Genomic DNA, 18,700 nt, shown 5'->3' with positions numbered 1-18,700 from the left:
TCCAAAGCATGTGCGTATCCTATCCAGGGGGATAGGATACGCACATGAGCCACGCGATGGATCCCGACATCATCAACCGCCTGCGCCGCGCGCAGGGGCACCTCGGCACCGTCGTCGGCATGGTCGAGGGGGGCAGGGCAGTGCCTGAGGTGGTGCAGCAACTCCAGGCGGTCGAGAAGGCGCTGGAAAAGGTCAAGTCGCTGCTCATTTTCGATCATATCGAGCATCATCTGTTCGACCACGCACAGGTCTCGACGCCCGAGGCGCGCAAGTCGATCGAGGAGCTCAAGGCCCTCACCAAATATCTCTGACCGCCGCGGAGTAAACCGATGTCGGACGCGAACAGCTTTCCCGCCCAGCATGAGCATATCTTTCTCGGCAGCGCGCATGACCGCCACGAGAGGCGCACCTGGCTCGTCGTCGGCCTGACGGCCGTCATGATGGTCGCCGAGATCGTGGCCGGTACGGTCTTCGGCTCGATGGCTCTCGTGGCCGATGGCTGGCATATGTCGACCCATGCGGCGGCGCTCGGCATCGCTGCCTTTGCCTATCGCTTCGCGCGCCAGCACGCGCATGACCGCCGCTTCAGTTTTGGAACGGGCAAGCTCGGCGATCTCGCTGCCTTCGCCAGCGCGTTGCTGCTGATGTTCATCGCACTGGCTGTCGCCTGGGAGTCGGCGCTGCGGCTCTACACGCCGATCGCGATCGACTTCACCCAGGCGACGGCGGTTGCCGTGCTCGGGCTTCTGGTCAATCTCGTAAGCGCCTGGCTGCTGAGCGACGGGCACGATCATCACCACGGCCACAACGATGGCGGCAGCGGGCATCACGGCCGCGGGCATGACGACCACCAACACGGCCATCACCACGCCCATGGCGGTCATGGCGGGGATACCAATCTGCGCGCCGCCTACATGCATGTGCTCGCGGATGCGTTCACCTCGATCCTGGCGATCACGGCGCTGCTCGGCGGCCGCTTCTACGGCTGGGTCTGGCTCGATCCGGTGATGGGCATCGTCGGCGCCTGCGTCATCGCCCATTGGTCGATCGGGCTGCTGCGCAGCTCGGGAGGCGTGCTGCTGGACACGGTGCCGGATGAGGAGCTGGCAAAGCGCATCGGAGAGCGGATCGCGGCCGAGGGCGCAGAGGTCGCCGACCTGCATCTCTGGCAGGTTGGGCCGGGCCATCGCAGCGCCATCGTCTCGGTCGTGACCGGCCAGCCCAAGCCGCCCGCGGCCTACAAGGCGCTGCTCGCCGATCTGCCGACGCTCTCGCATGTCACGGTCGAGGTGAACACGCGTTCCGCCGCGTAGGGGCGGGCTCAGTCGCCGATCACGCCGCGGCGGCGCAGCAGGATCAGCGTGAACAGCGCTGCGCAGATGCAGGACAGGGACACGAAGGCGGCGCCGAAATCCGACTCGACCCAGGGCAGCCCCTTCACATTGATGCCGAACAGGCCGGTGATGAAGGTCGCCGGCAGGAAGAGCGCCGTCAGCAGCGAGAGCACATAGAGCTGCCGGTTGGTGCGGCTGGCCGAGCGGGCGGCGATCTCATCCTGCAGCAGCCGGGCGCGGTCCTGTACGGACTGGACATCGTGGTGCAGGCCGTCGATGCGCTGGAGCAACCGCAGGGCTGCCGCCTTGACCGCATCCGGGGCGCTGCGGCCGGACGGCGTCTCGGCGAAGCGGCGGAACAGCACATGCAGGCCGCTGAGCTGCCGGTGCAGGCGGACGGCCGTGCGGCGCACTGCACCGACACGCTGCGGGCCATCATGCAGCCTATCGAGCAGGATGTGATCCTCGACGCTGTCGGTCTCGTCGACGAGGCGGATGACCGCGTCGGTGACGTCGTCGATGATGTATTCGATGATCTGCTCGAACAGCCCGGCCGGGCTCGCGGCCGGCTCGCCGCGATCGAGCGCCTCCGCCGTCATGCGGATCGAGTGCAGCGCCTCGCGGCGTCCGGTCAGCAGGAACCGGTCGCCGACGATCCAGCGCAGCGCGCCGACATCCTCGGATTTGTGGGCGATGTCGCGGATCAGATCGTGCGAGACGCCCCAGGCGAGGTTGGCCGAATGGTCGAGCCGCTGGTGCTGCTCGTGCGAGAGGAACGCTTCCTGGGTCGCGTCCGGCAGGGCCTGCTCGGCGATCCAGCTCTGGGCCCGCGTGTGGACGAGGTCGAGATGGAGCCAGACGAAGCCCTCGGCGGGATTTAGGTCCGGCAGGATGTCGCGCGGAACCCGGCTCGGCAACCCATCCTCATCGAAGCGGTAGGCCCAGATGATGCCGGATTGGGATTGCACGTCGCCGGGCATGGTCTGTTTCCGCTACCGCCGCAGTCTGGCCGGCGGCGCGCCTAAGGGCGCTGCGGATGTGACAGCGACGTGACAGTCGCTATCCCCGGCTAGTTGCGATTGGCGGCCGTGCGCGCAGGCGGGATACGCCCCGGCGGAGCGAATTGAAGCTGCGTTCCGCCCGCAGCCTTCGGCGCGCGGGCGCCGGCCGGTGTCGGCAGTGCCCTCTGTTCGGCAACCTTCGGCTCGCCACCGTGCCACTTGCGCGAACCGATGTCGAAGTGGCCCTTGCGCCAGGCCTCGAACTCGCGCTCGCTGCCGAAGAAGGCGTTGCGATCGACGTCTCCGGAGATGCCGGGCACGCGCCCGGTGGTGGTGAATTGCCAGAATTCCCAACGGTCCCGGGCATAGCGCTTGGCCAGCGGCGCGGCGGTCGAGCGCAGCCAGAAGGGGTGATCCTTGAGTTCGCCCTCCAGCACGTCCTCGTGGAAATTGATGTCGGTATAGATGATCGGCTTCTTGCCGGTGTGCTCGCGCAACCCCTTCAGCATCTCCTCGATCTTGGCGAGCGCCAGTTCGCGCGAGATCTTGCGGGTGCATTGCGAGTCGTTCTGCCATTCGACATCGAGGACGGGCGGCAAGGCATCCGGGTCGCGCGGGATATGCTTCTTGATCCAGCGCACCTGGTCCTTCGCGGAACGGCACCACCAGACGAAGTGATAGGCGCTGCGTGGAATGCCGTGCTTTTTCGCCTCGGCCCAGTTGCGCTTGAAGTTGGGGTCGAGATGGTCGCCGCCCTCGGTCGCCTTGATGAAGGCGAAGCGGGTGCCGGCGTCCTTGACCCTGCCCCAGTCGATCTCGCCCTGCCAGCGCGATACATCGATGCCCTGGATGACCTTGCGCCGCGCATCGCGGACGCCGTGATGCGGGGCGCTGTCGCCCTTCTTCGGATAGAGAGCCAGTGCCGGCTCGACAAAACAGGTCAGAAGCGCCGCTAGGGCAAGGGCTCCAAGCCCGGTCCGTCCGCTGGTCAGCTTGCCCGCTGGCATGTGTCTCTCCCGCATCACAGGTCCAGATGGCGGGAGCGTGGTTAAGCAGCGGTTAGAATTGCCGCGCGATCTAGCGAAGAGTTTCAGCCTTGGTTAACCGCCGGGCTGGCGGGCCCTCAATCGTCGAGGTCGGAGTCCTGAGCAGCCCTCGCAGCCATGCGGCTCGGCTGGAAGGCGGAGGCGACTGGAGGAGCGCTGCCCGGGATGCGCGCGACCGGCACGTCGCTCGGCACGTCCGGTGCCGGCAGCGGGGCCTGGCCGGGAAGGGGAGCCGGCGAGGGGGCTTGCTGAAGCGCAGGAGCCGCCGCGGGTTGCGGAGCGGCCTCCCGCTTGTCCCAACGCCGCATGCCGATGTCGTATTCGCCGCGCAGCCAGCCGGCGAACTGGCTCTCCGTGCCGAAGAATGCGTTGCGGTCGACGTCGCCCTTGATGCCGGGCACGCGGCCGGTGGTGGTGAACTGCCAGAAGCCCCAGGTGCGGTTGTTGTAGCGCACTTCCGGCAGGGCCGCGGTCGAGCGGATCCAGTAGGGGTACTCGTTGAACTGGCCTTCCAGCACCTCGCGGTGGAAGGTGATGTCCGTGTAGATCACAGGCTTCTTGCCCGTGAGCTGTTCCAGTTCCCTCAGCATCAGCTGGATCTTCTCGCGCGCCAGCTCGCGGTCGATCTTCTGGGGGCAGGTGCGGGAGTGCCCGTTCCATTCGACGTCGAGCACCGGCGGGAGCGCATCGGCATCGTTGGGAATCTGCTGCTTGAACCAGACCGCCTGCTCATGCGCCGGGCGGCACCAGTAGACGAAATGGTAGGCGCCGCGGGGGATGCCGGCGCGGCGCGCACCCTCCCAGTTGCGCTGGAAGGCCGGATCGACATGGTCTCCGCCCTCTGTCGCCTTCATGTAGACGAAACGGGTGCCGGCCGCCTTGACCGAGGCCCAATCGATATCGCCCTGCCAGCGCGAGATGTCGATGCCGTGGATCGGATAGCTATGTGCCGCGGCGACACCGGGATGAGGGCGCGCATCGCCCTTCGACGGATAGTTGTCGAGCGCCACGCAGCCACCAAGGGCCGCGACAGCGGCGGCAGCCAGAAAGGGCAGGATGCGGGAGAACTGCATGCGATGGGAGTTCATGTCGGGGAGAATTGCGGAGAATGCTTGACGGCCGGTTTACGTTACCAAAGTTCTGCCGTCTGTCAGCCCAATCCGCGGCAGCTCCGTGATCCGGCCGTTCGGCACCGTCGATTCGCTGTTGCCGCGGAAAGGAAGGTTCTTGCCGTAACGCCTTGCGATGGCCCGGAAACACGAAAGGCGACCCGAAGGTCGCCTTTCGCTGGACACTGTCCGAATTTGGTGCGGTCGAGAGGACTCGAACCTCCACGGGTCTCCCCGCTACCACCTCAAGGTAGTGCGTCTACCAATTCCGCCACGACCGCAGCTCGGTTCCGGTTGCGGGCGGTGCAACCAGGGAGCGGCGCCGATCTAGCAAATCGAATCCGCTGCCACAAGAGTGTCACTGTGGAAAAACGAGCGATATCGAATTTTCCCCAGAATGGGCCGCTTCAGGCGGCTTCGGCGACGCTCTGCAGGGTGTAGATCGTCGGGCGCTTCAGCATCTGGGTGATCTCGACGGAGATCCTCGCGCCGCTGACGACGACGATTCCCTTGGCGAAGGGGTGGTTGTTCGCGAGAATCTGGACTTCGTCGGTCTCGCTGGCGTTGAGCTCGATGATGGCGCCGCGGCCGAGTCGCAGCAGCTTGTAGATCGGCATCTGGGTCTGCCCCAGCACGACAGTGAGCTCGACGGGAACGAGATCGAGATCGGCCTTCAAGTCCTGCCTCCGGAACCTTACTTCAGAATTGGACCAGCAAAACTTGCCTGCCAGCCGGTTTTCGGCGCATCAGGCTTGCCGAGGTGGTGCCGGATGTCGTCGGCCCGGAAAGATTGAACGGAACATGGTTAAGCCATGGTGAAGATGCGTGAGGAGTTGGCCGTCTCTTTCCTGCCGGAAGCAGGCTCCGAGCCGGTCGAATGGGTCGTGGCGGAGGGACTGACCGGCTATGACGAGGCCGTCGCCGAGATGGAACTGCGTGCCGGCCTGATCGCCGACGGCAAGGCCCGCGAGCGCGTCTGGCTGGTCGAACATCCGCCGCTCTACACGGCCGGCACCTCGGCGCGCGACGAGGATCTGATCGCGCCGGAGCGTTTCCCGGTGTTTCGGTCGGGGCGGGGCGGGCAGTTCACCTATCACGGCCCCGGCCAGCGGGTGGCCTATGTCATGCTCGACCTGAAGCGGCGCCAGCCGGATCTGCGCCGCTTCGTCGCGGCGCTCGAAGGCTGGCTGATCGGCGCGCTCGGCGATTTCAACATCCGCGGAGAGCGGCGCGAGGACCGCGTCGGCGTCTGGGTGCGCCGGCCGGAGAAGGGCGCTGATATCGAGGACAAGATCGCCGCTATCGGCATCCGCGTGCGACGCTGGGTCTCGTTCCACGGCATCTCGCTCAATGTCGAGCCTGACCTTTCCCATTTCGACGGAATCGTGCCCTGCGGCGTCAGCCAGCATGGCGTGACCTCCCTCGTCGATCTCGGCCTGCCGGTGACGATGCCGGAGGCCGATTCGATGCTGCGCGAAGCCTTCGAGCGGGTGTTCGGGCCGACGGACTTGGTCTGATTTACCTGTCGTTAGCCATGCCAAACCCATCCTCGGTATGGGGACTGGGCCAAAAGCATGGGGACGACGATGCGTGTTTTCCTTTTCGCCGGTAGCTTCGCCGTGTTGCTGGCAGCCTGCAACACGACGGACCAGCGCATTGCCGGCGCTGCCGCTGGAGCGGGAGCCGGGGCGATCGTCGGCGGACCGATCGGCGCGGTCGCCGGAGGTGCGATCGGCGCTGTCGCGGCGCCTTCCGTAACCGGATCGATCAACAAGATGAGCGAGTGAACGCAAGCGCCCGGCGCGGATTTGCCCGGCCGCGTCCGGGTGTCCGTGCCGGTTGGCGTTTTCGATAGGGCGCGCCATAACCTCGGGCCAAGGATTGTCGTGAGGGAGCGCGCCCGTGCCTGTCATCGAGAGCAAGGTCGATCTGAATTCGGCTGAGACGCGCGCCAATGCCGAAGCCTGGGCCGGCCTGCGCGACGAGCTGCAGGAGCGGCGCGCGACGGCTGCGCTCGGCGGCAATGCCAAGTCCCGCGAGCGCCATACCTCCCGCGGAAAACTGCTTCCTCGGGAACGCGTGCTGCGCCTGACCGACCCCGGCTCTGCCTTCCTCGAGATCGGCTCGCTCGCTGCCTTCGGCATGTATGAGGGCGATGTCCATGCCGCCGGCATGATCGCCGGTATCGGGCGCGTCGCGGGGCGGGAATGCATGATCGTCTGCAACGATGCGACGATCAAAGGCGGCACCTACTACCCGATGACGGTGAAGAAGCATCTGCGGGCGCAGGAGATCGCGCGCGAGAATCGCTTGCCCTGCATCTACCTCGTCGATTCCGGCGGCGCGAACCTGCCGCACCAGACCGAGGTCTTTCCCGACCGCGAGCATTTCGGCCGCATCTTCTACAACCAGGCGACGCTCTCGGCCGAGGGCATCCCGCAGGTCGCGGTCGTGATGGGCTCCTGCACCGCGGGCGGCGCCTATGTGCCGGCAATGTCGGACGAGACGGTCATCGTTAGGAAGCAGGGCACGATCTTCCTGGGCGGCCCGCCGCTGGTGAAGGCTGCGACCGGTGAGGTCGTCTCGGCCGAGGATCTGGGCGGCGCCGATGTCCATGCGCGGCTGTCGGGAGTCGCCGACCATTATGCCGGCGACGATACCCATGCGCTTGCCATCGCCCGGCGCATCGCCGGCAATCTCAACAGCGTGAAGCGGCCGGACATCGACATCGCCGAGCCGGTCGAGCCGCTCTACGACCCCGCCGAGTTGGAAGCCGTCGTCCCGACCGACCTCAAGAAGCAGTATGATATCCGCGAGGTGATCGCGCGACTCGTCGACGGCTCGGAGTTCGACGAGTTCAAGAAGCTCTACGGCACGACGCTGGTAACGGGCTTCGCCCGCATCCACGGCATCCCGGTCGGTATCATCGCCAATAACGGCATCCTGTTCTCGGAGAGTGCGCTGAAGGGCGCGCATTTCATCGAGCTCTGCTGCCAGCGGCGGATCCCGCTGCTGTTCCTGCAGAACATCACCGGCTTCATGGTCGGCCGCGACGTTGAGACACGCGGCATCGCCAAGGACGGAGCCAAGCTCGTCACGGCGGTAGCCTCGGCGCGGGTGCCGAAGATCACGGTGCTGGTCGGCGGCTCCTTCGGCGCCGGCAATTACGGCATGTGCGGAAGGGCGTATTCGCCGCGTTTCCTGTTCACCTGGCCGAATTCGCGGATATCGGTGATGGGCGGCGAGCAGGCGGCGAGCGTGCTCGCGACGGTGCGCCGCGACAATATCGAGGCCGAGGGCAAGAGCTGGCCTGCGGCCGATGAGGAAGCGTTCAAGGCGCCGATCCGTAGCAGATACGAGGAGGAGGGCTCGCCCTATTTCGCGACAGCCCGGCTCTGGGACGACGGCATCATCCTGCCCTCGGAGACGCGCCGGGTGCTGGCGTTGGCTTTCTCCGCCACGCTCAATGCCGATGTGCCCGAGACGAAGTTCGGCGTTTTCCGGATGTGAGGGGCGCAGCCCGCCTCAGCGCAATTCGATCTTCGTGACCTCGAAGACGGCGCGCGCGCCGCGCTTGTCACCGGGGGCGACGAGGCGCCAGCCTCCGTCGAGCGGCCTGCCGTCCACGGCAGTGACAAGGATCAAGGGCAGGCCGCCGAAATCCGGGTGGATCTCGCCGATCGAGAAGGCGATCTGATAGCCGTCCTTGGCACTCACGAGGAACGTCTTCCTCAACTGGTCGGCGGGCTTCAGGCCGTCGAGTGCCTTGTTCGCCTGCAGCACATCCCAGAACAGCACGCCCTTGTAGCGATGCGTCGCCGGCCCCTTCGAGGTTTCGAACGTCACGTCGCGTTCCACGGCCGGCAGGCTGGCGAGGGATCCCGGCGAGAGCCGGATCGCAGCGGCTCCGATACCCGCGAGTTCGAGGGCGGGCTCCTGGGCGCGCGCGAGCGGAGCCGTCAGTATGGCGAGCAGGATCAGCAGGGTGCGGAGCAAGGCGGGTGGCCTCCTTGGAATATCGACAGCATGAGGGCATCGTTTGACACGCCTGTCGATAGCTGTCGCTTCCGGCGCTAAGGGCTGGCGCGAGCTGCACCAACGCTCGACGATGCTGATCATCGGCATCTGGATCATCTGATTTCCTGGAGGCGCGGCATGGACCGATTCACCGCTAGTTGCCGCTGCGGAGACGTTCGCATCGTGGCCTCGGGGCGCCCCTATCGGGTCGGCATTTGTCACTGCCTCGATTGCCGCAAACATCACGGAGCGCTGTTTCACGCTTCCGCGGTGTTCCCTCAGGAGGCGGTGACGATTGCCGGCGAGACCCGCGACTATGCCGGGCGGTTCTTCTGTCCCCGCTGCGGCTCGCCGGTTTTCGCCCGCAGCGGGGATGAGGTCGAGGTGAACCTGGGATCCCTCGATGCCCCCGACCAACTGGTGCCGACCTACGAGCTCTGGACCGTCCGCCGCGAATCCTGGCTGCCGCCTTTTCCATTCAAGCGACGATACGAGCGCGATCGGGATGCCACCGGCCGCTACGAGGAATAGCGAGCGCGCTGTGAGGCGACCGCGCGATGCGCGATCGGGAAGGCGCCGAATTCCGCGGTGCCGTCCGCGCGACGGCACTGATCATTGGTGGCGCCCCTCGGCGGTCGCTGCGTGATCGCGTCAGTTGGTCGCGAAGCAGTAGAAGCGGCCGGCGCCGCCCGTGCTTTTCAGAGCATCCTGGCTGCAGCCGCCGCGCGAGAGATGCGCCATGTTCCAGGATTTCGCGGGCGGCGATTGATCGAGCCCAGTGCGGTCATGGTGACCCATCATCACCGCCCCCTCCGTGCCGCTCCTGGTGTAGTTGCCGCAAGTACGGTCGTCGCCCGGACCGAATGCCGTGCCGTCAGCCTGCGAGCCCGTCAGCATATCGTGCTCATTGGGCCTGTCGCCGATGCCGTTTACGATTTCGCCTTTCTCAGTCAGCGCGGTCTGCTTGGTGAGATTCGCTGCAGCACCATGCAGATCAGCAACGCTGGTGGCGATGACCGCTCCCTTGGCATTACGCCAGGGACCGGCGCCGATGCGATCACGCGCATTGACGGCAGCCACACCAGCACTCGCCTGCGTCGACAAATAGGCTCGCCAAGTCTTGCCGCCGGCGCCAACCGCCTGGGCGAGGCGCTGGCAAATCGCATCTGCACCCTCGATGCCACCGAGATCAGCTCCCTTGCCGGACCCCGCACTGGTGACGAAAAAACTCATCTCTGCTGTCTGGGCTTTAGCCACACCGCCGGCCAGTGCCAGCAGCCCGACGGCCGCGGCAAGCGTAACGCATCTTGTGCCCATGGTTGGTCCTCCCATCGTCTTCCGTGCTGTTGGATACGTGGTCGTCCGGTTGCTCCTCCAAATCCGCGGCCGGTCCAAAATTACTTTAACACGACTGCATTCCGAGAGAGGAACCGCCGCCGAATTCTGCTTCGCCAACGACCCACGGTGCCGTTCGGGTCGGGTTCGCCTCGCTTCCGGGGCTTCAGCCCAGCGCGAAGGCTTCGTGCACGGCGCTCTGTACGCCGCCGCCCATGATCGGGCCGCCACCAGCGACGTGGATCGCATCGCCGACCACTGCCGCGCCGAGGCCATGGCGGGGCGTCAGCATCGGCGCGTACTGCTCCCAGCTGTCCGCCGCAGGATCATACGCTTCCATCTGGCCGAAGACGCGGTTGGTGCCCTCTCCGCCCATCACGAAGACCTTGCCGCGATAGAGCACGGCGCCGTGGCCGGAGCGGGCGGTCGGCAGGGGCGAGCGCATCGCCCATTTGTCCGTCGTCGGATCATAGGCGTGGTGCAGGTTCGAGTTGGTGTGGAAGGAATCGACGCGCCCGCCGATCACGTGGATCAGGTTGCCGATAGCGAGCGTGCCGGTGTGGTCGCGCGCCGTGGGCATGGGCGTGCGCCTATCCCACCGGTCGGTTTTCGGTTCGTAGGTCAGGTGCCAGTCGATCGACTTCTTGGTGTCGAAGGTGTCGCCGATGGCGCCGCCGATGACGTGGAGGCGGCCGTTCAGCCCGACGACGGCGGCCGAGCCGACCGCGGCCGGTAACGAGGCGATCTCGGCCCAGCGATCGATCTTAGGACCATAGACGAAGCAGCGCGGATGCGGCTTGCGGTTCTGCTCGAGGAAGCCGCCTATGGCGTAGAGCTTGCCGTCGAGGACGGCGACGCCGACATGGTTGGCGCCGAGTGGGAGTGGCGCGGCATCGCTCCAGCGATCGGACATCGCCTCATAGACATGGTGATAGGGCCGGTCGACGCGCTGCTCGGCGTAGCCGCCGACGATATGCATCTTGTCCTCGAAGGCCGTTGCCCAGGCCATCTCGGAGCGCGGCAGCGGCAGCGGCGCCTTCGGGCTCCAGCGGCCGGGCGAGGCGGCTTTTGGCGCCGGCGAGTCGAAGACGTTCTGCGTGGTGGCGAGCGCGGGCTTCTCGATCCGCCCGGGCTGGGTGAGCCGCTCATATTGCGGGCCGTGGTGCTCATGGCCCGGCTGCTGGGCGAGCGCCGGGCCGGCGAGCGCGGCGGCGCCAGCAGCCAGCAGATGGCGGCGGTTCAGGCTGGTCATCGCAACGTCCTCCCGACTACAACGATAAGGCAGAGCCGGCGGGCGGCAAGCGCATGCAACGCCAACGGCTGCGCAGTTCCCCCGAGCCGTCGCCGTCGCTATGGTCGTGCGCCATATCAAACGATTTAGGCCGCAGGAAACACGAGGAAACGCATGTCTGGGCATAACAAGGTCGCGATCATCACCGGAGCCGGCTCGGGCGTGGGGCGGTCGGTCGCCATCGCCTTCCTGAAGGACGGCTACCGCACCGTGCTGGCCGGGCGCCGGGTCGATGCGCTGGAGGAGACGATCGCGCTCTCCGGCGTCGACAAGGGCCGCGCACTGGCGGTCTCGACCGATGTGACCGACAAGGCCTCGGTCGAGAGCTTGTTCAAGAAGACGAAGGAGGCCTTCGGCCGGGTCGACGTTCTCTTCAACAATGCCGGCGTCAATGCGCCGGGCGGGGTCCTGCTGGAGGACCTCTCGCTGGAGGACTGGCGGAAGGTGGTGGATACCAACCTGACCGGCCCCTTCCTCTGCACCCAGGCCGCCTTCAATGCGATGAAGAGCCAGGAGCCACGTGGCGGGCGCATCATCAACAACGGCTCGATCTCGGCCCAGGTGCCGCGGCCAAACTCGGCCGCCTATACGGCGACGAAGCATGCGATCTCGGGCCTGACCAAGACCGCCTCGCTCGATGGGCGCAAATACGACATCGCGGTCGGCCAGGTCGATATCGGCAATGCGCTGACCGACATGGCCAAGAAGATGACGACCGGCGTGCCGCAGGCCGACGGCTCGGTGAAGGTCGAGCCGGTGATGGATGTCGACCACGTCGCCACGACGGTGCTGCATATGGCCGGACTGCCTCTCGACGCGAACATCCTCTTCGTCACGGTGATGGCGACCAAGGCGCCGCTCGTCGGGCGCGGGTGATCGGGCAGCTCCGTCATGCCCGGGCTTGACCCGGGCATCTCGTCCAGATGGATGATGAGATTCTCGGGGCTCCGCGGAGTTTATCCTTGGGCCGACCAAAGGTCGGACCCAGGCGCTGCGCCCGAGAGTGACGGGAGGCCGCATGGCGGCGATCGAGAATGCTCCTGATGCGATTATGGACTCGGTGACCGGTCCCACCGTGGCTCGCGCCTATACGCTGACCATCTGGGGCATCGCGCTCGGCATCCTGGTTCAGGCGGTGGCGACTGTCTGGGCGCTCGCCATCGGCAATGCCCAACTGTTCAAGGACGGCGTCGACTGGGTCTACGATGTCGCGCTTTACGGCATCGCCGCTCTGGTCTTCGGCCGGGACGCACGGGCCGAGCGACTGGCGGCCATCGCGATCGGCGCCGTCATGGCTGTCGCCGGGTTGCACACCCTCTACGATCTCTGGGACAAGATTGTCCGCCCGCGACCGATCGAGGTCTGGACGCTCGGCTTCGCGGCGGCGAGCGCCATCGTCATCGCGCTCATCGTCATTGCCGTGCTCTGGCGGTTCCGCCGCGAGGACAATCCGGTGATCAAGGCGACCTGGCTGTCGAGCCGCAACGATGCGATCTCGACGACCGGCTTCGCGCTGGTGGGGCTTGCGGCGCGCGTCGCGCCGGTGCGCTGGCCGGAATATCTGTTCGATCTCGTCGTCGCAGGGATCTGCTTCCAGGCGACATGGGCGATCTGGCGCTCGCTGCGGCGGCGCGCGGGGTCGGAAGCGGCCCAGCCCGGTTTGCACAACAAGGCGCAGACAGAAGCGGCGGGCGGGCTATAAAGGCGAAAAGCCAAGGATGCTGCCGAGGACGCTTCCATGACGATCGCCGCCAAGCTGCCCTCCATCCTGATCGCCAATCGCGGCGAGATCGCCTGCCGGGTGATCCGCACCGCGCAGCGGCTGGGCCTGCGCACCATCGCAGTCTACTCGGATGCCGATGCCGAGGCGCTGTTCGTGCAGATGGCTGATGAGGCCTACCATATCGGCCCGGCGCCAGCCGGCGAGAGCTATCTCGACGCGGCCAAGATTCTCGCGGTGGCGAAGGAGGCCGGCGCTGCCTGCATTCATCCCGGCTACGGCTTCCTCTCGGAGAATGCCGATTTCGCGGATGCCTGTGCCAAGGCCGGCATTGTCTTCGTCGGCCCGCCCGCCTCCGCAATCCGGGCGATGGGATTGAAGGACGCCGCCAAGGCGCTGGTCGAGAAGGCCGATGTGCCGGTCGTGCCGGGCTATCACGGCGCCGAGCAGGATGCCGGGTTTTTGGCGAAGGAGGCCGAGCGCATCGGCTATCCCGTTCTGATCAAGGCGGTCGCCGGCGGCGGCGGCAAGGGCATGAAGAAGGTCGAGCGGGCGGAGGACTTTGCGGACGCGCTGACAAGCGCCCAGCGCGAGGGCAAGAATGCCTTCGGCGATGCGCGCGTGCTGGTCGAGAAATATGTGCTCGCGCCGCGCCATGTCGAAATCCAGGTCTTCGGCGACAGCCACGGCAATGTCGTCCACCTCTATGAGCGCGACTGCTCGCTGCAGCGTCGCCACCAGAAGGTGATCGAGGAAGCACCGGCGCCCGGCATGACGGACGAGGTACGTGCCGCGATGGGCAAGGCGGCGACGGAGGCGGCGAGGGCGGTCGGCTACGTCGGAGCCGGAACCGTCGAGTTCATCGCCGATGGCCGGGACGGGCTCCGGGCCGACCGCTTCTATTTCATGGAGATGAACACGCGCCTGCAGGTCGAGCATCCCGTCACGGAGGCGATCACCGGGCTCGATCTGGTCGAGTTGCAGCTCAAGGTCGCGGCGGGCGAGCCGCTCGGCTTCACGCAGGACGACGTGAAGGCGACCGGCCATGCCGTCGAGGCGCGGCTCTATGCGGAGGACCCGGAAAAGGGCTTCCTGCCCTCGACGGGCAAGCTTTGGGCGCTGCAATTCCCGGAGGGCGAGGGCATCCGCATCGACACCGGCGTCGAGGCCGGCGATACGGTGACGCCGTTCTACGACCCGATGATCGCCAAGGTGATCGCCCATGGCGCGACCCGCGACGAGGCGCTCGACCGGCTCGGTGCGGCGCTGGGCGAGACGATCGTCGCCGGTCCGCGCACCAATCTCGCATTCCTGAAGAAACTGACCGAGGCGCAGGGCTTCCGGGCCGGGCCGTTCGATACCGGCTTCATCGACCGCAACATCAGCGCGCTCGGCGCCGAGCCGCAGCCGCTCGACGCGGCGGCGGTGGCGGCGGCTGCCCTGCAACTCGAGGAGGAGCGGCAGGAGGCTGGGATGATCGAGGCCGCCGGACGGGCGGAGGGCGAGTCACGCTCGCCCTGGCTCGACCCCGACGCCTTCTCGCTGATGCCGCGTCAGCCGCTCGGGCTGCCGCTGCTGGTTGATGGCGAGCGCATCGAAGCGCAGATCGAATGGCATGGCGAGGACGCTCGCGTCAGCCTGCCGGGCCACGAGATCGGGGAAGGCGAGCACGAGATCGCGCTGGCCGAAGGCGAGGGCGGCACGTGGTTTGCGCTGCATCGCGGCCGACAGACGGCGGTGTCGCTGTTCGATCCCTTCAAGGTCGATCTCGAGGCGGCCGCCGGTTCGGGCGGCGTGGTCAAGGCGCCGATGCATGGCAAGCTCGTTGCGCTCTTCGTGGCGCCGGGCGAGGCGGTGACCAAGGGCCAGCGCCTCGCCATCGTCGAGGCGATGAAGATGGAGCATGTGCTGACCGCCCCGCGCGACGGCACCGTCAGCGAGGTCGCGGGCGAGCCGGGCGCACAGGTGGCAGAAGGTGCGAAGGTGGTTGTGATCGGTGAATAGCCGAATCGGCGGAATCGCTTGCGGGCGATTGCTTCGATTCTGATTCAGGCGGTTCCCGTCGTGGTCGATGCCGTGCGGTGAAGACCTGGATGCTCGCCACAAGGGCGAGCACGACGGCCCTCAGCCGTCCAACGCCGCGATCGCTCGTTTCGCAACGGCGAGATTGACCTCCGCCAGCGGGTCGCCATCCGCCATGAACCAACTGGCCGACAGCCCGCACCAGGCGACGATCCAGCGCAGCAGGCGCTCGCGCTTCAGACCGGACTTCGCCAGCACGATCTCCAGCCGCCGCTCGAAGATGCCCGGCGCGACGGCGACCGGCGGCTCGGGATCGGCGAGGTCAGGGTCGCAGAACAGGATGGTGTATTCGAAAGCGCGGTCGCCGATCACCGATTTCGGGTCGATAGCGAGCCAGCCGCGGCCTTCGAAATCGAGGACGTTGTCGTGATGCAGATCGGCATGGAGCGGCAGGATTTCCCGCTGGGCAGGCAGGAGCGCGCTTGCCTCCGCAGCGGCCCGAGCAAGCAGGCCGCCATGCCGCGCCGCCGCCGGAAAGAGGTCCTTGAACCAGATGTCGAGCGGGATCAGCCCCGCGGGGGCCGGGCCGCGCGGTTTTTGCAAGGCGGCGATGGCGTCGCAGAGGATGGCGGTGGCCTCGTCGTCGCCCTTCGCGCCGCTGCGGGCCATGGCGGCGAGCGAGCGCCGGCCCGTGGCGCGCTCGATCAGCATCGCCTCGCCATTCTCGCTGCGGGCGAAGAGGCGGGCGGCGCCGTCACCGCTCCAAAATTCCAGCGGCAGGTAACCGCGCCGCTCGTCCTCGCACGCCGGCAGCTTCAGCATGACCGGCGCGCCGTCTTGCAGGACGGGCAGGAGGCTGCTGGCGCGCGTCGTGATCGGCGCGCCATCCGGGACAAGGTCCCAGCGTGTGAGCCAGGGCTCGAACGAGCTTGGAGAAATCGCGTTCATCCGCGGCCGATGATCGGGAACTGCTCGGCTTCGTAGATCTGGCCGGATACCGGCGCGCTGTCGTCCGATAGCCAGAAGGCGGTATGGGCGGCGATTTCCTCCGGCTGCATGATGCGGCCGGTCGGCGCGTCGCGCAGCGGCAGATGGTTCTGCCAGCCGGGCTTTCGTCCCTCGCGCTGCTGCGTCGCGTCCTCGTTGGCAGTCCAGGTCCAGCCGACATTGAGCTGGTTGGCGCGGATGCGCTCCGGGCCGAGCGTGTTGGCGAGATTGCGCGTCATCGTCATCAGCGCGCCCTTCGACATCGAATAGACGGTCAGATTCGACAGCCCGCAATAGGCGTTGATCGAGCCGACGGTGACGATGGCGCCCGGCGACTTCTGTGCCCGGAAGGCGTGGATCGCGGCCTCTGCGCAGAGCAGCGGCGCCCGCGTGTTGATCGCGAACATATGGTCGAAGAAGGCGGCGGTGGTCTCGCCGAGGATGCCGCGCGGATAGATGCCGGCATTGTTCACGAGCCCGTCGATGCGGCCGAAGGCGCCGACCGTGGCATCGACGATGGCCTGTGCCGTGGCGGGCTCGGCGAGGTCGCCGGTGATGCCGCTGGCGGCGGTGCCGAGCCGGCCGACCGCCGCATCGACTTCGTCCCGGTCTCGGCCATGGATCAGTACCTTCGCCCCCTCGGCAATGAGGCGCTCGGCCATTGCATAGCCGATGCCGGTGGAGGAACCGGTGATGAGGATGGCCTTGCCTGCAAGTCCGCGCATGTTGATCGTCCGTAGCCTGTCGAGGGAAAGAGCATGACGGTGAAGCGTATCGTGGCGAACATGCTAGCCGCCGAACCGGCGCTGGCAAAACCCTTCTACGGCAGCATTTTTGAGATGCACCCCGTCATGGACCACGGCTGGATACAGACCTATGCGGCAGGCGGCGACCCCGCCGGTCCGCAGCTCAGCTTCGCCAGCGAGGGCGGCTCGGGCGCGCCGGTCCCGGACCTGTCGATCGAGGTCGATGACCTCGACGAGGTTCTGCACAAGGTGGAGGCGGCCGGGCTAGCGATCGAATACGGGCCGGCCGAGGAGCCCTGGGGTGTCAGGCGGTTCTTCCTGCGTGACCCGTTCGGACGGCTCGTCAACGTGCTGGCGCATCGCGGCTGAGGCGATCTGTGGAGAAGGGCCGGGGAGACTGGTCGGCGGGCGCTTCGAGGCCTATTTTGCCGGCCATGTCCCTTCACCTGCTCAAGCTCTGCGTCGGCGCGGAATCGATCGGCGACCTCGAAGAGTGGATCGCCGAACGCCAGGCGCAGCGGCGTGCCCGTGGCGAGCCGGCCGAACAATTGCACACCACACGCATGGTGCCGAAGAAGGTCGAGGAAATCCTCGATGGCGGCTCGCTCTACTGGGTGATCAAGGGGCAGATCTCGGCGCGCCAGCGCCTGACCGATATCCGGCCCTTCACCGACGCCGAGGGTATCGGGCGCTGCCATCTCGTCATGGAGCCCGTGGTGGTTCCGGTCGAGCCACGCCCGTTCCGCCCGTTCCAGGGCTGGCGCTATCTCCAGCCCAAGGACGCGCCGCGCGATCTATCCGAGCATGGCGGCGATCTCGGCGAGATGCCGGAGGAATTGCGGCGGGAACTCGCGGGGCTCGGGTTGCTGTAGGCGACCGGCTCAGCCCTTCAGGCCGAGGAAGGCGAAGGGCTTGGCCGGGACGAAGCTCCCGGTCGCGTCCCCCGCATAGGTATGGTCCTGGTCCTTGCCGAGATCGAGCTTGCGGGTGCCGCCCGCAGTCGAGAAGTCGATCTTCTTGAGGTCCACCCAGAAGGTGTTCGGCGTCAGCGCGGACTCGAAGAAATACAGTTTGCGGGCATGGTCGAAGACCGTGCGCCAGCGCGTCGAGGAGATGTTCGGCTGGTCGGGCGTCGTCAGCCCATAGGGCACCGAGACGTTGCGGAGCACGCTGAAGACGCTGGCGACGGCGCGGTTCGGATCGGGGTCCTTCGGGATCGCGTTCGCGTAGAACGCGGCGCGGACGAAACGATCGGAGGCGCGGTTGGTGCCGGGCAGCATCACGGTACCGCCGATCTGCTTCCAGTATTCGGCGAGCGCGAGCTGCTTCTCGAAGATCGGCGAGTTGGTCATGACCTGATAGGCGCGGTCATGATGGATGACCTGCCTGCCGCCGACATATTCGATGATGGCGCTGTCACCGCTGGAGTCGGAGAGCGAGAGATGCACGGTGGCGAGACGATTCTCGCCCGGCATCATGTCGGTGACGAGGGTGAAAGGTTCCTCGCGCAGCGCGGTGACCGCCTCGCTCACCGTGGCGAAGTTGTCGAGCACGTATTGCGCCCAGAGCGAGATGCTCAGCCCCGGCTTCGAGGCGGCCTCGAACTTCGGATATTCGGATTCGACCAGCCAGAGCAGATTGGCCGAGAGCCCGGCCTCGTTGACGCCGTCGCTGCTGGAGATGTCGTAGGCGGAGGCGATCACGCTGCCATGTTTCGCCGTCCAGCGCACGGTGTTGGCGCCGGTCTCGCCGGTACGCTCGACGCCGCGCGGCAGGATCCAGAGATTGGTGGCGATGTCGCTCTTCCAGTCCATCGAGCGCGCTGTGACAACGCTGCCATTCGCCCCGAAATAAACGAAGCGCGTGCAGGCCTGGGTAGCCGTGTCGGCGAGCAGCGCGCAGGCGAGAAGTATTGCGGCGCCCCGGCGCAAGAACGCGTTTCGGCCGCGCGCTGCGCTACCCGATGCATGGATCATCCACCGCTCTCCTCTGGCGCAGGCGCTTTCAGCATGCCGACCGCTAACCAGACGGCTGCCCGGATACGGCCAGCGTAGCGTTTCCGTTTGGCGCCGCAATCACCGCGGCGGCGGCG

Annotated in this window: 20 protein-coding genes, 1 tRNA gene and 1 pseudogene; 11 read left to right on the top strand and 11 right to left on the bottom strand. The window is 66.7% G+C overall.

Annotated features, from left to right (window positions below):
* Window positions 1-44 precede the first annotated feature (44 nt).
* Window positions 45-311: a metal-sensing transcriptional repressor gene (locus tag AB4Z16_RS18220; protein ID WP_441512769.1), complete on the top strand. Its 267-nt coding sequence runs from the start codon at window positions 45-47 to the stop codon at window positions 309-311.
* A gap of 18 nt (window positions 312-329) precedes the next feature.
* Complete coding sequence (gene dmeF / locus AB4Z16_RS18215) at window positions 330-1,313, top strand: CDF family Co(II)/Ni(II) efflux transporter DmeF (protein ID WP_441512768.1); 984 nt, start codon at window positions 330-332, stop codon at window positions 1,311-1,313.
* Between the two features lie 8 nt (window positions 1,314-1,321).
* On the opposite strand, the gene AB4Z16_RS18210 is transcribed toward dmeF, so the two are convergent.
* From AB4Z16_RS18210 to AB4Z16_RS18190, 5 genes and pseudogenes are all read right to left on the bottom strand, one after another.
* Entirely contained in the window at window positions 1,322-2,314 is a 993-nt protein-coding gene (locus tag AB4Z16_RS18210; protein WP_441512767.1) for a CorA family divalent cation transporter, read from the bottom strand.
* Window positions 2,315-2,403: 89 nt separating this feature from the next.
* Window positions 2,404-3,342, bottom strand: coding sequence for a glycoside hydrolase family 25 protein (locus AB4Z16_RS18205; protein WP_441512766.1), 939 nt, complete (start codon window positions 3,340-3,342; stop codon window positions 2,404-2,406).
* A gap of 353 nt (window positions 3,343-3,695) precedes the next feature.
* A pseudogene (locus tag AB4Z16_RS18200) lies at window positions 3,696-4,469 on the bottom strand (glycoside hydrolase family 25 protein); the annotation flags it as partial.
* A 217-nt stretch (window positions 4,470-4,686) separates the two neighbouring features.
* A tRNA-Leu gene (locus AB4Z16_RS18195) sits at window positions 4,687-4,771 on the bottom strand.
* 126 nt (window positions 4,772-4,897) lie between these two features.
* Window positions 4,898-5,167: a FliM/FliN family flagellar motor switch protein gene (locus AB4Z16_RS18190; RefSeq protein WP_149128694.1), complete on the bottom strand. Its 270-nt coding sequence runs from the start codon at window positions 5,165-5,167 to the stop codon at window positions 4,898-4,900.
* 135 nt (window positions 5,168-5,302) lie between these two features.
* Between AB4Z16_RS18190 and lipB the strand changes: the two genes are divergently transcribed.
* The 3 genes from lipB to AB4Z16_RS18175 all read left to right on the top strand — a co-directional run bounded on the left by lipB (window position 5,303) and on the right by AB4Z16_RS18175 (window position 8,000).
* Entirely contained in the window at window positions 5,303-6,007 is a 705-nt protein-coding gene (gene lipB, locus AB4Z16_RS18185; protein WP_441512765.1) for a lipoyl(octanoyl) transferase LipB, read from the top strand.
* A gap of 69 nt (window positions 6,008-6,076) precedes the next feature.
* Window positions 6,077-6,277, top strand: a complete 201-nt coding sequence (locus AB4Z16_RS18180) for a hypothetical protein (RefSeq protein WP_441512764.1) — start codon at window positions 6,077-6,079, stop codon at window positions 6,275-6,277.
* Window positions 6,278-6,392: 115 nt separating this feature from the next.
* The gene (locus AB4Z16_RS18175; RefSeq protein WP_441512763.1) at window positions 6,393-8,000 is read left to right on the top strand and encodes a carboxyl transferase domain-containing protein; all 1,608 of its coding nucleotides are present in this window, start codon (window positions 6,393-6,395) and stop codon (window positions 7,998-8,000) included.
* A gap of 15 nt (window positions 8,001-8,015) precedes the next feature.
* Here the strand turns inward: AB4Z16_RS18175 and AB4Z16_RS18170 are convergent, their stop codons facing one another.
* Window positions 8,016-8,486, bottom strand: coding sequence for a hypothetical protein (locus tag AB4Z16_RS18170; RefSeq protein ID WP_441512762.1), 471 nt, complete (start codon window positions 8,484-8,486; stop codon window positions 8,016-8,018).
* A 159-nt stretch (window positions 8,487-8,645) separates the two neighbouring features.
* On the opposite strand from AB4Z16_RS18170, the gene AB4Z16_RS18165 reads away from it, so the two are divergent.
* Window positions 8,646-9,038: a GFA family protein gene (locus AB4Z16_RS18165; RefSeq protein ID WP_441512761.1), complete on the top strand. Its 393-nt coding sequence runs from the start codon at window positions 8,646-8,648 to the stop codon at window positions 9,036-9,038.
* A 120-nt stretch (window positions 9,039-9,158) separates the two neighbouring features.
* Here the strand turns inward: AB4Z16_RS18165 and AB4Z16_RS18160 are convergent, their stop codons facing one another.
* The gene (locus AB4Z16_RS18160; RefSeq protein WP_441512760.1) at window positions 9,159-9,824 is read right to left on the bottom strand and encodes a hypothetical protein; all 666 of its coding nucleotides are present in this window, start codon (window positions 9,822-9,824) and stop codon (window positions 9,159-9,161) included.
* A 184-nt stretch (window positions 9,825-10,008) separates the two neighbouring features.
* Window positions 10,009-11,094, bottom strand: coding sequence for a Kelch repeat-containing protein (locus AB4Z16_RS18155; RefSeq protein WP_441512759.1), 1,086 nt, complete (start codon window positions 11,092-11,094; stop codon window positions 10,009-10,011).
* A 153-nt stretch (window positions 11,095-11,247) separates the two neighbouring features.
* On the opposite strand from AB4Z16_RS18155, the gene AB4Z16_RS18150 reads away from it, so the two are divergent.
* The 3 genes from AB4Z16_RS18150 (at window position 11,248) to AB4Z16_RS18140 (ending at window position 14,857) form a co-directional block, all read left to right on the top strand.
* Window positions 11,248-12,009: an SDR family oxidoreductase gene (locus tag AB4Z16_RS18150; protein WP_441512758.1), complete on the top strand. Its 762-nt coding sequence runs from the start codon at window positions 11,248-11,250 to the stop codon at window positions 12,007-12,009.
* A gap of 142 nt (window positions 12,010-12,151) precedes the next feature.
* Window positions 12,152-12,835 carry a cation efflux transmembrane domain-containing protein gene (locus AB4Z16_RS18145; RefSeq protein ID WP_441512757.1) on the top strand — a complete coding sequence of 228 codons (684 nt, stop codon included), beginning with the start codon at window positions 12,152-12,154 and terminating at the stop codon, window positions 12,833-12,835.
* Between the two features lie 36 nt (window positions 12,836-12,871).
* Window positions 12,872-14,857 carry an acetyl/propionyl/methylcrotonyl-CoA carboxylase subunit alpha gene (locus AB4Z16_RS18140; RefSeq protein WP_441512756.1) on the top strand — a complete coding sequence of 662 codons (1,986 nt, stop codon included), beginning with the start codon at window positions 12,872-12,874 and terminating at the stop codon, window positions 14,855-14,857.
* A gap of 120 nt (window positions 14,858-14,977) precedes the next feature.
* On the opposite strand, the gene AB4Z16_RS18135 is transcribed toward AB4Z16_RS18140, so the two are convergent.
* Window positions 14,978-15,823, bottom strand: a complete 846-nt coding sequence (locus AB4Z16_RS18135; RefSeq protein ID WP_441512755.1) for an aminoglycoside phosphotransferase family protein — start codon at window positions 15,821-15,823, stop codon at window positions 14,978-14,980.
* Window positions 15,820-16,587: an SDR family NAD(P)-dependent oxidoreductase gene (locus tag AB4Z16_RS18130; protein WP_441512754.1), complete on the bottom strand. Its 768-nt coding sequence runs from the start codon at window positions 16,585-16,587 to the stop codon at window positions 15,820-15,822. Before AB4Z16_RS18130 ends, AB4Z16_RS18135 begins: the two co-directional genes overlap by 4 nt.
* Before the next feature lie 33 nt (window positions 16,588-16,620).
* Between AB4Z16_RS18130 and AB4Z16_RS18125 the strand changes: the two genes are divergently transcribed.
* Together AB4Z16_RS18125 and AB4Z16_RS18120 are read left to right on the top strand one after the other, a co-directional pair.
* Window positions 16,621-16,977, top strand: coding sequence for a VOC family protein (locus tag AB4Z16_RS18125; RefSeq protein WP_441512753.1), 357 nt, complete (start codon window positions 16,621-16,623; stop codon window positions 16,975-16,977).
* Window positions 16,978-17,042: 65 nt separating this feature from the next.
* Window positions 17,043-17,480 (top strand): DUF1489 family protein, encoded by a 438-nt coding sequence (locus AB4Z16_RS18120; RefSeq protein ID WP_441512752.1) that lies wholly within the window; start codon window positions 17,043-17,045, stop codon window positions 17,478-17,480.
* A gap of 9 nt (window positions 17,481-17,489) precedes the next feature.
* Here the strand turns inward: AB4Z16_RS18120 and AB4Z16_RS18115 are convergent, their stop codons facing one another.
* Window positions 17,490-18,584 carry a linear amide C-N hydrolase gene (locus AB4Z16_RS18115; RefSeq protein WP_441512751.1) on the bottom strand — a complete coding sequence of 365 codons (1,095 nt, stop codon included), beginning with the start codon at window positions 18,582-18,584 and terminating at the stop codon, window positions 17,490-17,492.
* Window positions 18,585-18,700 lie beyond the last annotated feature (116 nt).

Source organism: Allobosea sp. TAF32 (assembly GCF_052113585.1).
Lineage (GTDB): Bacteria > Pseudomonadota > Alphaproteobacteria > Rhizobiales > Beijerinckiaceae > Allobosea.
Note: the sequence above shows the minus strand (reverse complement) of the source record. Positions and strands in the feature narration are given on the sequence as shown.

What these genes read in the sequence shown, in the direction of transcription:
- AB4Z16_RS18220 (WP_441512769.1), top strand. Translation starts at nt 45, where the DNA reads ATGAGCCACGCGATGGATCCCGACATCATCAACCGCCTGCGCCGCGCG.
- dmeF (WP_441512768.1), top strand. Translation starts at nt 330, where the DNA reads ATGTCGGACGCGAACAGCTTTCCCGCCCAGCATGAGCATATCTTTCTC.
- AB4Z16_RS18210 (WP_441512767.1), bottom strand. Translation starts at nt 2,314, where the DNA reads ATGCCCGGCGACGTGCAATCCCAATCCGGCATCATCTGGGCCTACCGC.
- AB4Z16_RS18205 (WP_441512766.1), bottom strand. Translation starts at nt 3,342, where the DNA reads ATGCCAGCGGGCAAGCTGACCAGCGGACGGACCGGGCTTGGAGCCCTT.
- lipB (WP_441512765.1), top strand. Translation starts at nt 5,303, where the DNA reads ATGGTGAAGATGCGTGAGGAGTTGGCCGTCTCTTTCCTGCCGGAAGCA.
- AB4Z16_RS18180 (WP_441512764.1), top strand. Translation starts at nt 6,077, where the DNA reads ATGCGTGTTTTCCTTTTCGCCGGTAGCTTCGCCGTGTTGCTGGCAGCC.
- AB4Z16_RS18165 (WP_441512761.1), top strand. Translation starts at nt 8,646, where the DNA reads ATGGACCGATTCACCGCTAGTTGCCGCTGCGGAGACGTTCGCATCGTG.
- AB4Z16_RS18160 (WP_441512760.1), bottom strand. Translation starts at nt 9,824, where the DNA reads ATGGGCACAAGATGCGTTACGCTTGCCGCGGCCGTCGGGCTGCTGGCA.
- AB4Z16_RS18155 (WP_441512759.1), bottom strand. Translation starts at nt 11,094, where the DNA reads ATGACCAGCCTGAACCGCCGCCATCTGCTGGCTGCTGGCGCCGCCGCG.
- AB4Z16_RS18150 (WP_441512758.1), top strand. Translation starts at nt 11,248, where the DNA reads ATGTCTGGGCATAACAAGGTCGCGATCATCACCGGAGCCGGCTCGGGC.
- AB4Z16_RS18145 (WP_441512757.1), top strand. Translation starts at nt 12,152, where the DNA reads ATGGCGGCGATCGAGAATGCTCCTGATGCGATTATGGACTCGGTGACC.
- AB4Z16_RS18140 (WP_441512756.1), top strand. Translation starts at nt 12,872, where the DNA reads ATGACGATCGCCGCCAAGCTGCCCTCCATCCTGATCGCCAATCGCGGC.
- AB4Z16_RS18135 (WP_441512755.1), bottom strand. Translation starts at nt 15,823, where the DNA reads ATGAACGCGATTTCTCCAAGCTCGTTCGAGCCCTGGCTCACACGCTGG.
- AB4Z16_RS18130 (WP_441512754.1), bottom strand. Translation starts at nt 16,587, where the DNA reads ATGCGCGGACTTGCAGGCAAGGCCATCCTCATCACCGGTTCCTCCACC.
- AB4Z16_RS18125 (WP_441512753.1), top strand. Translation starts at nt 16,621, where the DNA reads ATGACGGTGAAGCGTATCGTGGCGAACATGCTAGCCGCCGAACCGGCG.
- AB4Z16_RS18120 (WP_441512752.1), top strand. Translation starts at nt 17,043, where the DNA reads ATGTCCCTTCACCTGCTCAAGCTCTGCGTCGGCGCGGAATCGATCGGC.
- AB4Z16_RS18115 (WP_441512751.1), bottom strand. Translation starts at nt 18,584, where the DNA reads ATGATCCATGCATCGGGTAGCGCAGCGCGCGGCCGAAACGCGTTCTTG.